General features: G+C 45.4%; 8 protein-coding genes, 3 tRNA genes and 3 rRNA genes. 3 read left to right on the top strand and 11 right to left on the bottom strand.

Annotated elements, in window-relative coordinates; all coding sequences use genetic code 11:
* The first annotated feature begins 70 nt into the window (after positions 1-70).
* From rdgC to AC3CHU_RS13230, 3 genes are all read left to right on the top strand, one after another.
* A complete protein-coding gene (rdgC, locus tag AC3CHU_RS13220; protein ID WP_004735063.1) occupies positions 71-985 on the top strand; it encodes a recombination-associated protein RdgC in 915 nt (304 codons plus the stop codon).
* Positions 986-1,191: 206 nt separating this feature from the next.
* Entirely contained in the window at positions 1,192-2,610 is a 1,419-nt protein-coding gene (gene trhP / locus AC3CHU_RS13225) for a prephenate-dependent tRNA uridine(34) hydroxylase TrhP (RefSeq protein ID WP_017087856.1), read from the top strand.
* 32 nt (positions 2,611-2,642) lie between these two features.
* On the top strand, positions 2,643-2,897 hold the full coding sequence (locus AC3CHU_RS13230; protein WP_004735061.1) for a YfhL family 4Fe-4S dicluster ferredoxin: 255 nt from the start codon (positions 2,643-2,645) through the stop codon (positions 2,895-2,897).
* Positions 2,898-2,939: 42 nt separating this feature from the next.
* On the opposite strand, the gene AC3CHU_RS13235 is transcribed toward AC3CHU_RS13230, so the two are convergent.
* From AC3CHU_RS13235 to rluD, 11 genes are all read right to left on the bottom strand, one after another.
* Positions 2,940-3,248 (bottom strand): hypothetical protein, encoded by a 309-nt coding sequence (locus AC3CHU_RS13235; protein ID WP_054548116.1) that lies wholly within the window; start codon positions 3,246-3,248, stop codon positions 2,940-2,942.
* 271 nt (positions 3,249-3,519) lie between these two features.
* A complete protein-coding gene (gene mepA / locus AC3CHU_RS13240) occupies positions 3,520-4,359 on the bottom strand; it encodes a penicillin-insensitive murein endopeptidase (RefSeq protein ID WP_488524717.1) in 840 nt (279 codons plus the stop codon).
* 450 nt (positions 4,360-4,809) lie between these two features.
* Positions 4,810-4,886 (bottom strand) — tRNA-Trp (locus AC3CHU_RS13245).
* Between the two features lie 34 nt (positions 4,887-4,920).
* A tRNA-Asp gene (locus tag AC3CHU_RS13250) sits at positions 4,921-4,997 on the bottom strand.
* Between the two features lie 67 nt (positions 4,998-5,064).
* Positions 5,065-5,180 (bottom strand): 5S ribosomal RNA (rrf, locus tag AC3CHU_RS13255).
* A gap of 98 nt (positions 5,181-5,278) precedes the next feature.
* Positions 5,279-8,172, bottom strand: a 23S ribosomal RNA gene (locus AC3CHU_RS13260).
* Between the two features lie 378 nt (positions 8,173-8,550).
* Positions 8,551-8,626, bottom strand: a tRNA-Ala gene (locus tag AC3CHU_RS13265).
* 78 nt (positions 8,627-8,704) lie between these two features.
* Positions 8,705-10,259, bottom strand: a 16S ribosomal RNA gene (locus AC3CHU_RS13270).
* The 16S, 23S and 5S rRNA genes sit together here with 3 tRNA genes alongside, the layout of an rRNA operon.
* 615 nt (positions 10,260-10,874) lie before the next feature.
* On the bottom strand, positions 10,875-13,448 hold the full coding sequence (clpB, locus tag AC3CHU_RS13275; RefSeq protein WP_488524718.1) for an ATP-dependent chaperone ClpB: 2,574 nt from the start codon (positions 13,446-13,448) through the stop codon (positions 10,875-10,877).
* A 142-nt stretch (positions 13,449-13,590) separates the two neighbouring features.
* Positions 13,591-14,325 (bottom strand): peptidoglycan editing factor PgeF, encoded by a 735-nt coding sequence (gene pgeF, locus AC3CHU_RS13280; protein WP_488525498.1) that lies wholly within the window; start codon positions 14,323-14,325, stop codon positions 13,591-13,593.
* An 8-nt stretch (positions 14,326-14,333) separates the two neighbouring features.
* A complete protein-coding gene (rluD, locus tag AC3CHU_RS13285; RefSeq protein WP_054548366.1) occupies positions 14,334-15,308 on the bottom strand; it encodes a 23S rRNA pseudouridine(1911/1915/1917) synthase RluD in 975 nt (324 codons plus the stop codon).
* Between the last annotated feature and the right edge of the window lie 24 nt (positions 15,309-15,332).

Raw genomic sequence — 15,332 nt, forward strand, 5'->3', positions numbered from 1 at the left:
GCAGGTATAAGACAAATGGATCGAAATCTCCTATGATGAGCGTCTTCAGATAAAGGTATGAGAAATATTTATGTGGTTTAAGAATTGCCTCGTCTATCGCTTTAATCGTGATATAGACTTCAACGCAGATCAGTTAGAGAAACAACTTGAAGAGTTCCGTTTTACCCCTTGTGGTAGCCAAGACAAACAGAAGTTTGGTTGGGTAAATGCGATGGGTAGACACGGCGATATGATGACGCACGTATCAGAAAACCGCATTCTAATCTGTGCAAAGAAAGAAGAGAAAATGCTTCCAGCTTCTGTGATCAAAGATTCATTGAATGCAAAAGTAGAAACGCTTGAAGCGGAGTCTGGTACTCCTCTGAAAAAGAAAGAGAAAGACAGCCTAAAAGAAGACATCATCATCGATCTTCTTCCTCGTGCTTTCAGCCGCAGTAACTTCACTTACGCACTGATCATGCCGAAAGAAGGCTTTATTGTAGTTGATGCTAGTAGCTACAAAAAAGCAGAAGATGTATTGGCATTGCTACGTAAGACAATGGGCAGCCTGCCAGTAGTACCTGCAATTCCAGAGCAAGCGATTGAAACAACGTTAACTGAGTGGGTTAAATCAGGTGATACGCCTCAAGGTATCACCATGCTCGATGAAGCTGAGCTTAAATCAATCCAAGAAGACGGCGGCATTGTTCGAGTTAAGAAACAAGAACTAGAAGCGGATGAGATTAAAAACCACATTGAAGCCAACAAAGTTGTGACTAAGCTTCTGATCAACTGGCAAGATCGCATTGAGTTCATCCTTGCTGAAGATGGCAGTATCAAGCGCCTGAAATTCAGTGATGAACTAAAAGATGAGAACGACGATATTCCTCGCGAAGATCAAGCTGCACGTTTTGATGCAGACTTCTCTCTACTTTGTGGTGAGTTCAGTGTTTTCCTACCAAACCTATTCGAATCATTAGGCGGGTTAACTCAACCTAACGCTTAATTGTTTCAATTTGATGCTCAGGTATCGACGATACCTGAGCTTATTTTCTTTCCTACTCCCGCTTATCAATACCTATCAACTCGCTTCTTAATACCATTGTTATCTTTAGGGCTATCAACCAAACTCATTTTAGCGTAAAATTTGCGCCCCTTTGATATCACTTGGTGGTATCAACCTGACTTGAGATCAGATTAGAGAACGAAGCAATGACTACACAGAAACCATTTGTACCTGAACTATTATCACCGGCAGGAAGCCTTAAAAACATGCGTTACGCATTCGCCTATGGCGCAGATGCAGTATACGCAGGCCAGCCACGTTACAGCCTTCGTGTTCGTAACAACGAGTTCAATCACGAAAACCTACAAATCGGTATCGATGAAGCTCATGCTCAAGGCAAAAAGTTATATGTTGTATGTAACATTCAGCCACACAACTCTAAATTAAAAACATTCATTCGCGACCTTAAGCCAGTTGTTGAGATGGGCCCAGACGCACTTATCATGTCAGACCCAGGTCTTATCATGATGGTACGTGAATCATTCCCTGAAATGCCGATCCACCTTTCAGTTCAAGCAAACGCAGTAAACTGGGCGACCGTTAAGTTCTGGTCAACTCAAGGCGTTGAGCGTGTGATCCTATCTCGTGAGCTATCTCTTGAAGAGATCGAAGAGATTCGCGAACACTGCCCAGAAACAGAACTAGAAATCTTTGTTCACGGTGCTCTATGCATGGCTTACTCTGGTCGTTGCCTACTTTCTGGTTACATGAACAAACGCGATCCAAACCAAGGTACTTGTACTAACGCTTGTCGTTGGGAATACAAGACAGAAGCTGCAAAAGAAGACGAGAACGGTCAGATCGTTGAAGCTAACCCTACAGGTGTCGCTATTCAAGAAGTCGAAACTCAGGGTATTGAAGTTCAAGACGAACGTCCAGACAACACATTAGGTCTTGGTAAACCAACTGATGAAGTCGTTCTACTTTCTGAATCACACAAACCTGAAGAGAAAATGGCAGCGTTTGAAGATGAGCATGGTACTTACATCATGAACTCAAAAGACCTTCGTGCAATCCAACACGTTGAGCGCCTAACGAAGATGGGTGTTCACTCTCTGAAAATTGAAGGTCGTACTAAGTCTTTCTACTACTGTGCACGTACAGCACAGGTTTACCGTAAAGCTATCGATGATGCTGTTGCAGGTAAGCCATTTGATGAGAGCCTAATGGGTACGCTAGAGAGCCTAGCTCACCGTGGCTACACTGAAGGTTTCTTGCGTCGCCACACTCACGACACATACCAAAACTACGAGTACGGTTACTCAATCTCAGATACTCAACAATTCGTAGGTGAATTCACTGGCAACCGCCGTGGTGACTTAGCGGAAGTCGAAGTGAAGAACAAGTTCCTAGTTGGCGATAGCTTAGAAATGATGACACCAAAAGGTAACATCGTTTTCAAGTTAGAAGTTATGGAGAACCGTAAATCTCAGCCAGTAGATGACGCAAAAGGTAACGGTCACTTTGTATTTATTCCAGTACCGGCTGACCTTGACCTAGAATTTGGTTTGTTAATGCGTAACTTGAGCGCAGGCCAAGATACACGTAACGCTTCAGGTAAATAACTTTACCTAGAAACTCTACTGAGAAGAAAGCAATGGCTCTGTTAATAACTGACAAGTGCATAAACTGCGATATGTGTGACCCAGAATGCCCAAATGGCGCAATCACGATGGGTGACAGTATCTTCGAAATCGATCCTGATTTATGTACTGAGTGTAAAGGTCACTATGAGAAGCCAACATGTCAGTCAGTGTGCCCTATTACAAAGTGCATAATCACTGACCCAAACCATATTGAAACTGACGACGAGCTACTAGAGAAGTTTGTTATCATTCAAGGCTTGACCTAAAAAAGAAAAGGTTCAACTTAATCATCAAGTTGAACCTTTTTTTTAACCCGATTTACCAATTGGATAAATATTGCAGAAGAGCTCTTTTTCAAATTGATATTCGAGTCGCTCTCGCCAATTTATCGCTTGCGCTATAGGAACAAGATAAAAATTCTCCCTACTGGTGTCTGTTACAAATGCCATTCCATACTGCATTAATTCATAGTGCACATCATTGACGAAACTAGGGTCTAATCGTTGTCTACCGGTCAGTTGATTAATATCATCCCTTGAGATAGAAATACCTGAGTTTTCCGTACTGAACCTATGTCGTAACCATTCTGAAAATTCCTTTGCACAAATCATAGTCATAGTCTTATCCTTGAATTATCTATCGACGGGTATCAGACTCTGATTTCACAACTGCACATAAGCCGTATCTTTCACCCCAAAACTCTCCATCCCTGACCAAACGTTATCAAATTCGCCATTGTTCCTACTGTTGTCGTTGTTGTTTTTTTAATATCAAACGATGTTCTTAATTACGTGTTTATAAACTCTAGACAAAAGTGTGGCATTTCTCCAGTTTTAAGGTCGAGAAAACCAGTGGCATTACCATTGTAAAAAGCCTCGATAAACTCGATTAATTATTCGATATCAAAGCCAAACACTGGCTAGGCATCACTTTAACTTTCTTTTTTTTCTTACCGTTAGCCACTTTTTTAGGTGGAGGAACTGGAATGGTCTGCGGAGCCCAACTTGCAAGTTCATCTCCACAACCATCACCTTTTGGCGGATTTGCTTGAGCTATACAGTTAGAACTGCCTTTAGGACATTTTAAACGAACATGAAAATGAGAATGGTGTCCCCACCAAGGCCTGATTTTACCTAGCCAAGCTCGCTCATTAGCATCAGAATTTTCTTGGTCACAAAGAGTTTGTTTAATGACAGGATGAACAAAAATTCGTACCACTTTTTCATCTTTGGCTGCATAGCGAATCACTTGAAAATGATCATTCGTCCAATTTGATTTACGTAATTTGTAATTGGTAAGGTCGACAACGCTTATAGGCTTAGGAACCGCGAGTTCATTCTCGGAAAGTCTCTCATCAGTGAGCCTTAACCATATATCAATATCCAACCCTGTCTGGTGGCTTGAATGACCAGATGAGAAGCGTCCCCCTCGAGGTAACGAAATGTCGCCAACTAATAAGTTGGTGTTGAACTGCTCGCTTGTAATTACACCTAGTCTTTCAACAAATTGAATGGCCTCGGTATGACCATAGTAGCGTTCTCGCTGAGGGCGAATAATTTGGTAGCCCTGCCCATCAATAGGCAAAGCCTCTGCGCCATCAAGGCAACCATTGGCATAACTTCCGATTGATGAGGTTGAGTGTCTTGTCGGGCTCTTTTCTTTTTCCCATGAGGTTGCCGATACGTAAAACGAACAAAAGATAAGAGCTGATGTACAAAATAACCTCATAACAATTCCAAATAAATGATCTCTATTTTCATACTAGTCGTCATTAGGAAATAGGTGCATATCGAGGATGATATTTTGAAGATAAAGAGAGGTTTTTATTTGGAGAGATGGTTAATATCCAAATAATAGAAAACAAAGAGGCTCGAGCATTTCTGCCGGGACGCGCAGTCTAGAGCCTTAAATATGGCAGGGGTGGAGAGATTCGAACTCCCAACACGCGCTGTTTTGGTAAGTCGGGGAATCCGCTGCTTTGCTAATTGCGTATATTAGATTCAGAAAGCAAAAAGGCTCTAGCATTTCTGCTAGAGCCTTAAATATGGCAGGGGTGGAGAGATTCGAACTCCCAACACGCGCTGTTTTGGTAAGTCGGGGAATCCGCTGCTTTGCTAATTGCGTATATTAGATTCAGAAAACAAAAAGGCTCTAGCATTTCTGCTAGAGCCTTAAATATGGCAGGGGTGGAGAGATTCGAACTCCCAACACGCGGATTTGGAATCCGCTGCTCTGCCAATTGGAGCTACACCCCTATTTCAGTTTTAAAGAGCTGAACCTCTGAATAAGTGGCGGAGTGGACGGGACTCGAACCCGCGACCCCCGGCGTGACAGGCCGGTATTCTAACCAACTGAACTACCACTCCGCAGTGGTCAACTCACTAAGTGAGCGTCCATATCTCCAGGTCGGTCAACCTAAAGATTTAATTTAAAGCCTGGCGATGTCCTACTCTCACATGGGGAAACCCCACACTACCATCGGCGCTATTGTGTTTCACTTCTGAGTTCGGCATGGAATCAGGTGGGTCCACAATGCTATGGTCGCCAAGCAAATTTTAAAATTCGGAAAGCTTATCTAAAAGTTATTTCTCTTCAAACGCATTCAAGGTCTGGTACTTCTGAGTCCACAAAACCCCTTGGGTGTTGTATGGTTAAGCCTCACGGGCAATTAGTACAGGTTAGCTCAATGCCTCGCAGCACTTACACACCCTGCCTATCAACGTCGTAGTCTACGACAACCCTTTAGGACACTTATAGTGCCAGGGAAAACTCATCTCAAGGCTCGCTTCCCGCTTAGATGCTTTCAGCGGTTATCGATTCCGAACTTAGCTACCGGGCAATGCCATTGGCATGACAACCCGAACACCAGAGGTTCGTCCACTCCGGTCCTCTCGTACTAGGAGCAGCCCCTTTCAATTTTCCAACGCCCACGGCAGATAGGGACCGAACTGTCTCACGACGTTCTAAACCCAGCTCGCGTACCACTTTAAATGGCGAACAGCCATACCCTTGGGACCGACTTCAGCCCCAGGATGTGATGAGCCGACATCGAGGTGCCAAACACCGCCGTCGATATGAACTCTTGGGCGGTATCAGCCTGTTATCCCCGGAGTACCTTTTATCCGTTGAGCGATGGCCCTTCCATTCAGAACCACCGGATCACTATGACCTGCTTTCGCACCTGCTCGAATTGTCATTCTCGCAGTCAAGCGGGCTTATGCCATTGCACTAACCACACGATGTCCAACCGTGTTTAGCCCACCTTCGTGCTCCTCCGTTACTCTTTGGGAGGAGACCGCCCCAGTCAAACTACCCACCAGGCACTGTCCGTAATCCCGATTCAGGGACCAACGTTAGAACATCAAAACTACAAGGGTGGTATTTCAAGGACGACTCCATCACATCTAGCGACGCAATTTCATAGTCTCCCACCTATCCTACACATGTAGGTTCAATGTTCAGTGCCAAGCTGTAGTAAAGGTTCACGGGGTCTTTCCGTCTAGCCGCGGGTACACTGCATCTTCACAGCGATTTCAATTTCACTGAGTCTCGGGTGGAGACAGCGTGGCCATCATTACGCCATTCGTGCAGGTCGGAACTTACCCGACAAGGAATTTCGCTACCTTAGGACCGTTATAGTTACGGCCGCCGTTTACCGGGGCTTCGATCAAGAGCTTCGACCGAAGTCTAACCCCATCAATTAACCTTCCGGCACCGGGCAGGCGTCACACCGTATACGTCATCTTACGATTTTGCACAGTGCTGTGTTTTTAATAAACAGTTGCAGCCACCTGGTATCTGCGACTCTCGTCTGCTCCATCCGCAAGGGACTTCACTGATAAGAGCGTACCTTCTCCCGAAGTTACGGTACCATTTTGCCTAGTTCCTTCACCCGAGTTCTCTCAAGCGCCTTGGTATTCTCTACCCGACCACCTGTGTCGGTTTGGGGTACGATTCCTTACAATCTGAAGCTTAGAGGCTTTTCCTGGAAGCATGGCATCAATGACTTCACTACCGTAGTAGCTCGACATCGTATCTCAGCGTTAATGAAAGTCCGGATTTACCTAAACTTTCCGCCTACGTACTTGAACCTGGACAACCGTCGCCAGGCCCACCTAGCCTTCTCCGTCCCCCCATCGCAATTGTAAGAAGTACGGGAATATTAACCCGTTTCCCATCGACTACGCCTTTCGGCCTCGCCTTAGGAGTCGACTTACCCTGCCCCGATTAACGTTGGACAGGAACCCTTGGTCTTCCGGCGAGGGAGTTTTTCACTCCCTTTATCGTTACTCATGTCAGCATTCGCACTTCTGATACCTCCAGCAGCCCTTACAGACCACCTTCAACGGCTTACAGAACGCTCCCCTACCCCACATACCCTAAGGTACGTAGCCGCAGCTTCGGTGTATAGCTTAGCCCCGTTACATCTTCCGCGCAGGCCGACTCGACCAGTGAGCTATTACGCTTTCTTTAAATGATGGCTGCTTCTAAGCCAACATCCTGGCTGTCTGAGCCTTCCCACATCGTTTCCCACTTAGCTATACTTTGGGACCTTAGCTGGCGGTCTGGGTTGTTTCCCTCTCCACGACGGACGTTAGCACCCGCCGTGTGTCTCCCGGATAGTACTTACTGGTATTCGGAGTTTGCAAAGGGTTGGTAAGTCGGGATGACCCCCTAGCCTTAACAGTGCTCTACCCCCAGTAGTATTCGTCCGAGGCGCTACCTAAATAGCTTTCGGGGAGAACCAGCTATCTCCAGGTTTGATTGGCCTTTCACCCCTAGCCACAAGTCATCCGCTAATTTTTCAACATTAGTCGGTTCGGTCCTCCAGTTGATGTTACTCAACCTTCAACCTGCCCATGGCTAGATCACCTGGTTTCGGGTCTAATCCTAGCAACTGTACGCCCAGTTAAGACTCGGTTTCCCTACGGCTCCCCTAAACGGTTAACCTTGCTACTAAAATTAAGTCGCTGACCCATTATACAAAAGGTACGCAGTCACACCACGAAGGTGCTCCTACTGCTTGTACGTACACGGTTTCAGGTTCTATTTCACTCCCCTCACAGGGGTTCTTTTCGCCTTTCCCTCACGGTACTGGTTCACTATCGGTCAGTCAGTAGTATTTAGCCTTGGAGGATGGTCCCCCCATATTCAGACAGGATATCACGTGTCCCGCCCTACTCGTTTTCACTGATTATGAGATGTCGACTACGGGGCTATCACCCTTTACTGCGGCACTTTCCAGAGCCTTCGTCTGTCTCATTAAAAGCTTAAGGGCTAATCCAATTTCGCTCGCCGCTACTTTCGGAATCTCGGTTGATTTCTCTTCCTCGGGGTACTTAGATGTTTCAGTTCCCCCGGTTTGCCTCCTGTTGCTATGTATTCACAACAGGATACGTGCTTATGCACGTGGGTTTCCCCATTCAGGAATCCCAGACTCAAAAGGTTATTACTACCTAATCTGGGCTTATCGCAAGTTATTACGCCTTTCATCGCCTCTGACTGCCAAGGCATCCACCGTGTACGCTTAGTCACTTAACCATACAACCCGAAAGGGTTTCTATTTGCTTTCACTTTAAAAAGTGAAGACAAATAAGCGTATGGCAACTAACCAAGGTTTTGGTTGTCATCAAGAAGGGTTAATTCTTGATAACTGTTTGCCGGACTCAATTGTGAATCAATGTAAACATTGATTCGAATACAAGACACTTGAATGTGTTTGTTGTGTTTATCTAATGATAAGATAAACATTGAGAACTTTTAAATTTGATTAACTTAATCACAGCCTTGGCCGTTTTGTTTTACTTTTTTAAAAAGTAAAAATAATTAAGCTAATCAGTCAGCTTTCCAAATTGTTAAAGAGCTTGATTCAAACTAATGAACCATTTTTAAATATTTTCAAAGAAAAACACTTAAAGATGGTGGAGCTATGCGGGATCGAACCGCAGACCTCCTCGCTGCCAGCGAGGCGCTCTCCCAGCTGAGCTATAGCCCCATCTGGAAAAGTATTTCTACTCTTAAACTTTCTAAACCTAATCAATCTGTGTGGACACTCATCGTAAGTATCTTCGTATAAGGAGGTGATCCAGCCCCAGGTTCCCCTAGGGCTACCTTGTTACGACTTCACCCCAGTCATGAACCACAAAGTGGTGAGCGTCCTCCCCGAAAGGTTAAACTACCCACTTCTTTTGCAGCCCACTCCCATGGTGTGACGGGCGGTGTGTACAAGGCCCGGGAACGTATTCACCGTGACATTCTGATTCACGATTACTAGCGATTCCGACTTCATGGAGTCGAGTTGCAGACTCCAATCCGGACTACGACGCACTTTTTGGGATTCGCTCACTATCGCTAGCTTGCTGCCCTCTGTATGCGCCATTGTAGCACGTGTGTAGCCCTACTCGTAAGGGCCATGATGACTTGACGTCGTCCCCACCTTCCTCCGGTTTATCACCGGCAGTCTCCCTGGAGTTCCCGACATTACTCGCTGGCAAACAAGGATAAGGGTTGCGCTCGTTGCGGGACTTAACCCAACATTTCACAACACGAGCTGACGACAGCCATGCAGCACCTGTCTCAGAGCTCCCGAAGGCACACCTGCGTCTCCGCTGGCTTCTCTGGATGTCAAGAGTAGGTAAGGTTCTTCGCGTTGCATCGAATTAAACCACATGCTCCACCGCTTGTGCGGGCCCCCGTCAATTCATTTGAGTTTTAATCTTGCGACCGTACTCCCCAGGCGGTCTACTTAACGCGTTAGCTCCGAAAGCCACGGCTCAAGGCCACAACCTCCAAGTAGACATCGTTTACGGCGTGGACTACCAGGGTATCTAATCCTGTTTGCTCCCCACGCTTTCGCATCTGAGTGTCAGTGTCTGTCCAGGGGGCCGCCTTCGCCACTGGTATTCCTTCAGATCTCTACGCATTTCACCGCTACACCTGAAATTCTACCCCCCTCTACAGCACTCTAGTTCACCAGTTTCAAATGCAGTTCCGAGGTTGAGCCCCGGGCTTTCACATCTGACTTAATGAACCACCTGCATGCGCTTTACGCCCAGTAATTCCGATTAACGCTCGCACCCTCCGTATTACCGCGGCTGCTGGCACGGAGTTAGCCGGTGCTTCTTCTGTTGCTAACGTCAAGATGCGCAGCTATTAACTACACACCCTTCCTCACAACTGAAAGTACTTTACAACCCGAAGGCCTTCTTCATACACGCGGCATGGCTGCATCAGGCTTTCGCCCATTGTGCAATATTCCCCACTGCTGCCTCCCGTAGGAGTCTGGACCGTGTCTCAGTTCCAGTGTGGCTGATCATCCTCTCAGACCAGCTAGGGATCGTCGCCTTGGTGAGCCATTACCTCACCAACTAGCTAATCCCACCTAGGCATATCTTGACGCGAGAGGCCCGAAGGTCCCCCTCTTTGGCCCGTAGGCATTATGCGGTATTAGCCATCGTTTCCAATGGTTATCCCCCACATCAAGGCAATTTCCTAGGCATTACTCACCCGTCCGCCGCTCGACGCCCATTAACGCACCCGAAGGATTGTTAGTGTCGTTTCCGCTCGACTTGCATGTGTTAGGCCTGCCGCCAGCGTTCAATCTGAGCCATGATCAAACTCTTCAATTTAAGATTTTGTCGGCTCAATGAATACTGACTTCAAAACTAATATTCATTCGAAAATGAACATGTAATTCTAAAGCTATTATCTTTCCAACAGAAAGATAATGAATTGACTGTGCCAAATACTTTCTTTCTACAAGAGAAAGTAGTTATTCGTATTGGTCACTCAGTTCATTGAAACCAAAGTTGATTCCGAGGAATCTGTTTTACTTCTCTTAATAAAAAGGGAAGATAAAACGTTTTGATATTCATCAACGAGTGCCCACACAGATTGATAGGTTTAAATTGTTAAAGAGCTTTACTTATTGAGCGTTCCTTTTAGTAAGGAGCCTCTCTAAGTGGACGGCCATTCTAGCGAATTGGGTTCCAGTGTCAAACACTTTTTCCAGCTAATTTTTCAAAGCATCTTAAATGCTTAATGTCGTCTCGTTACTTAGTTCAAACCGCTTAGTTATCCCTGGCAACGGAGGCGCATTATAGAGAGAATCCCCCTTTGCACAAGGCCAAAAACGAAAAAAGACCGCAGCAGGCGATCGTTCGGACACTATTCACACAAAGCGTTCAAAATAGGTACGATTACGTCTTAATTTCGACTAATCGTACCTATCGTTCTTACCTTGATTATTGGTGAGCAATAATTCGGTCGTTATTCACTAATAGCTGCACTTTCTTATCCGGATTGATTTTCCCTGCAAGTATCGCTTTCGCTAATGGGTTCTCAACACTCTGCTGAATTGCTCTTTTAAGAGGCCTCGCACCATAGACAGGATCAAAACCGACTTGAGAGATCAACTTCAGTGCTTTGTCCGAAACTTCAAGCTCATAGCCGTTGTCTTCCATTCGTTTCTTCAAATGCTCAAGCTGAATAGCGGCTATTGACTCGATGTGAGCTTGGCCTAATGGATGGAACACGACACTTTCATCAACACGGTTCAAAAACTCAGGGCGGAAATGCTTACCTACCACTTCCATCACCTCATTCTTTATTCCTTGGTAATCGAGCGTATTGAAGTTTTCTTGAATTCTCGAAGAGCCAAGATTAGATGTCATGATCACTACGGTATTTCTGAAATCGACCGTGCGACCTTGTCCATCGGTTAATCGTCCATCATCTAAAACCTGCAATAGAATATTGAAAACATCAGGGTGCGCTTTCTCTACCTCATCAAGCAGAATCACAGAATAAGGTTTTCGACGAACAGCTTCAGTTAAGTAACCACCTTCTTCATACCCAACGTAACCTGGAGGAGCACCAACCAAACGAGCCACTGAGTGTTTCTCCATAAACTCAGACATATCGATACGAACCATGGCATCGTCACTATCAAACATGAAGTTAGCCAATGTTTTACACAGTTCGGTTTTACCTACGCCCGTTGGACCAAGAAATAAGAAAGAACCAATCGGCTTATTTGGATCGGATAAACCAGCACGACTACGACGAATCGCATTCGATACCACTTCTACCGCTTCGGCTTGCCCAATAACCCGCTTATGCAGAACACCTTCCATTTTCAGAAGCTTCTCTTTTTCTGCCTCTAGCATTTTAGAAACCGGAATACCGGTTTGCTTTGAAAGAACATCGGCAATTTCAGCGTCAGTTACCTTATTGCGTAATAAGGTCATTTCTTGCATTTCAGCTTGAGTCGCGAGGTCTAACTGCTTCTCTAACTCTGGGATTCGACCATATTGCAATTCAGACATTCGGTTAAGATCGCCAGCACGCCTTGCAAAGTCCATATCCATACGAGCTTGTTCTAACTCTGATTTGATATGTTGCGTCCCGGAAAGCGCCGCTTTTTCAGCGTTCCAAACTTCTTCAAGCTCTGCAAAATCCCGCTCCTTCTCAGAAAGTTCACTTTGCAGCGTGCGAAGCCTCTTTTCACTGGCTTCATCATTTTCATTAGTGAGAGCTTGCTGTTCGATCTTCAATTGAATGATTTTACGCTCGAGCTTATCTAGCGACTCAGGTTTTGAATCGATCTGCATACGAATGCTCGAAGCCGCTTCATCAATGAGATCAATCGCCTTATCTGGTAACTGACGATCTGAAACGTATCGATGAGATAACGTTGCCGCCGCTACGATAGCTGGGTCAGTAATTTCTACATGATGGTGAAGTTCATAGCGCTCTTTCAAACCACGAAGAATCGCAACTGTGTCTTCAACGGTTGGCTCATCGACTATCACTTTTTGGAATCGACGCTCTAATGCAGGATCTTTCTCTATATACTGACGATGTTCATCGAGTGTCGTTGCGCCTACACAATGCAGCTCACCACGAGCCAATGCTGGTTTCAGCATATTACCGGCGTCCATAGAGCCTTCGCCTTTACCTGCTCCTACCATGGTGTGAATTTCATCGATGAAGAGAATAATGTTGCCCTCTTCTTTCGATAATTCGTTGAGAACCGATTTCAAGCGCTCTTCAAATTCACCACGATATTTAGCACCTGCAATCAAAGAGCCCATGTCTAATGAAAGAACTCGTCGCCCTCTCAAGCCTTCCGGTACTTCATTATTGATAATGCGCTGCGCCAAACCTTCAACGATTGCCGTTTTTCCGACACCAGGTTCACCAATAATAACGGGGTTATTCTTAGTACGGCGTTGAAGTACTTGGATAGTACGACGGATTTCATCGTCTCGACCAATCACAGGATCTAGTTTGCCTTGCTCTGCTCTTTCAGTCAGATCAATGGTGAACTTCTCTAATGCTTGGCGTCTATCTTCCGCATTCGGGTCATCGACTTTTTGACCACCACGAACTTGCTCGATAGCTTGAGATAGTTTTTGCTCAGTAAGGCCTAACTCTTTAAGTAAGTTCCCTAAAGGACCTTTGTCTTCAATTGCTGCGAGTAGGAATACTTCTGAAGATATGTAACTGTCTTGGCGCTTTTGCGCGACCTTGTCACATAGGTTGAATAAAGTTCCCATGGCATTCGAAAGCTGAACATCACCACCGATACCACTTACTTTTGGCACTAGGTCTAATATTTCGCTCAATTTAGAACGCAATTGAACAACATCAATGTTCAGCATAGTAAGCAATGGACGAATCGCACTGCCATCTTGATTAAGCAAAGACACCATTAGGTGTACAGGTTCTATATATTGGTGATCACGACCTAATGCGAGCGACTGAGCATCAGATATCGCAATTTGGAATTTACTAGTGAACCGATCGAGACGCATGCCAACCTTCCTACTCTTAGATATGTTTATCTTATGGTTAGAAGATGGATACGGTAACGCGGATTTTCAAGGGATAAGAGTGAAGAATAGAGCTTATATGAAAATATAAATGAGCTGGATGAGTGGTTGTGCTAGCCAGAGATTACTCTAACCAAATAAATGTAGCCTGACGTCCAGTAATGCCATCACGGCGATAAGAATAGAAAGCATCTGAATCTGCGTATGTACATAGATTCGAGTTTGTCACTGAAGTCACGCCAACTTTCATTAGTCGTTGAGTCGCGAGTTGAGACATATTTGCCAGCCATTTTCCAGGTTCAGCTTTGGCTTGAAATGCTAATTTAGCTTGAGGGTCAAAACGAACAAAAGCTTCCAACACATCGTTGCCAACCTCAAATGCATCTTTGCCAATTGCAGGGCCAAGCCAAGCCATGATCTGATTACCTGAATCTAGATTTGAAAACTTTGCGACGGCATTTTCAAGAATGCCACCAGCAAGACCACGCCAACCCGCATGAACAGCCGCGACTTGAGTGCCTTTGGTATCGGTAAGAAGTACTGGCAAGCAATCAGCCGTCATCGCTGAACACACGACACCTTTTGCAGAGGTAAATGCACCATCCGCATCAAGAACATTCGTCACCGGTTCTAAAACCGTAACGACATCCGTTGAGTGAGTTTGATTTAGCCATACTAGAGCTGTGGGCATCTTAGATTGTTGCTTTAGCCATATTCGATTGCTTTCAACAAACGAAGTATCATCCCCAACGTGCATACCGAGGTTTAACCCTTGATAAACACCTGTAGAACAACCATCGAAACGAGTCGAAGCAAATGCTTTCACGTTTTTTGGTGCGTTCCAGTCAGGGATGATCATTGACACGATTAAATGTCGTCTTCTATGTTTTCGCGAGCATCAACACGTAATGCTTCTGCCATCACAACCATGTCATTTGGAACAGGTGCGTGGAACTCAACTTCTTCACCAGTAATAGGGTGAACAAATTTAAGCATTACAGCATGCAGCGCTTGGCGATCAAAAGAACGAATCATTGTCGTCAGCTCTTCAGATGCACCTTTTGGAATACGTGCACGACCACCGTATGCAATATCACCTAACAACGGATGCTGAAGGTATGACATGTGAACGCGGATTTGGTGAGTACGACCCGTTTCTAGGCGTAGGCGAATACGAGTATGTTCGCGGAAGTGCTCCGCAACACGGTAGTGAGTTACCGCAGGCTTACCTAATTCATTCACGTCCATTAAAGTACGTTTGGTTGCATGACGGCTAATGCCTTTCTCAACCACACCACCCGCGGTCATTTTACCAATAGCAATTGCTTCATATTCACGAGTAATACGACGTTTAGCAAGAGCACGTACAAGGCGAGTTTGAGCTGGAACCGTCTTAGCCACAACCATAAGACCGGTTGTGTCTTTATCAAGACGGTGCACAATACCCGCACGAGGTACTTCTGCAATCTGAGGGTAATGGAAAAGCAATGCGTTTAGTATGGTTCCATCCGGCGTACCTGCGCCTGGGTGTACAACCAGATCGCGAGGCTTATTGATAACCAATAAATCATCATCTTCATAGACAATGTTTAGCGGAATATCTTGTGCTTCCCAGCGCTCTTCATCTGCAAGCTCCGCTTGTAGGATGATCGCTTCACCGCCCAAAACTATCGTGCGCGGTTTAGTGATAACTTCGCCATCCACTTGGATTTTGCCGTCAAGAAGCCACTCTTTAATACGAGAGCGAGAAAAATCGGTAAATAGTTCAGCGACAGCTTGGTCTAAACGTTGACCTAACTGGCTGCTTTTTACTGTGTCTGTTAATGTTATCTGCTGAGCCATATCGAACTTTTTTAAAAACCGTGA

It is taken from the genome of Vibrio sp. QJM3NY_39 (assembly GCF_057785895.1).

Excerpts from the sequence above, each read along its gene's own strand:
- rdgC (WP_004735063.1), top strand. The coding sequence starts at position 71 with ATGTGGTTTAAGAATTGCCTCGTCTATCGCTTTAATCGTGATATAGAC.
- trhP (WP_017087856.1), top strand. The coding sequence starts at position 1,192 with ATGACTACACAGAAACCATTTGTACCTGAACTATTATCACCGGCAGGA.
- AC3CHU_RS13230 (WP_004735061.1), top strand. The coding sequence starts at position 2,643 with ATGGCTCTGTTAATAACTGACAAGTGCATAAACTGCGATATGTGTGAC.
- AC3CHU_RS13235 (WP_054548116.1), bottom strand. The coding sequence starts at position 3,248 with ATGACTATGATTTGTGCAAAGGAATTTTCAGAATGGTTACGACATAGG.
- mepA (WP_488524717.1), bottom strand. The coding sequence starts at position 4,359 with ATGAGGTTATTTTGTACATCAGCTCTTATCTTTTGTTCGTTTTACGTA.
- clpB (WP_488524718.1), bottom strand. The coding sequence starts at position 13,448 with ATGCGTCTCGATCGGTTCACTAGTAAATTCCAAATTGCGATATCTGAT.
- pgeF (WP_488525498.1), bottom strand. The coding sequence starts at position 14,325 with ATGATCATCCCTGACTGGAACGCACCAAAAAACGTGAAAGCATTTGCT.
- rluD (WP_054548366.1), bottom strand. The coding sequence starts at position 15,308 with ATGGCTCAGCAGATAACATTAACAGACACAGTAAAAAGCAGCCAGTTA.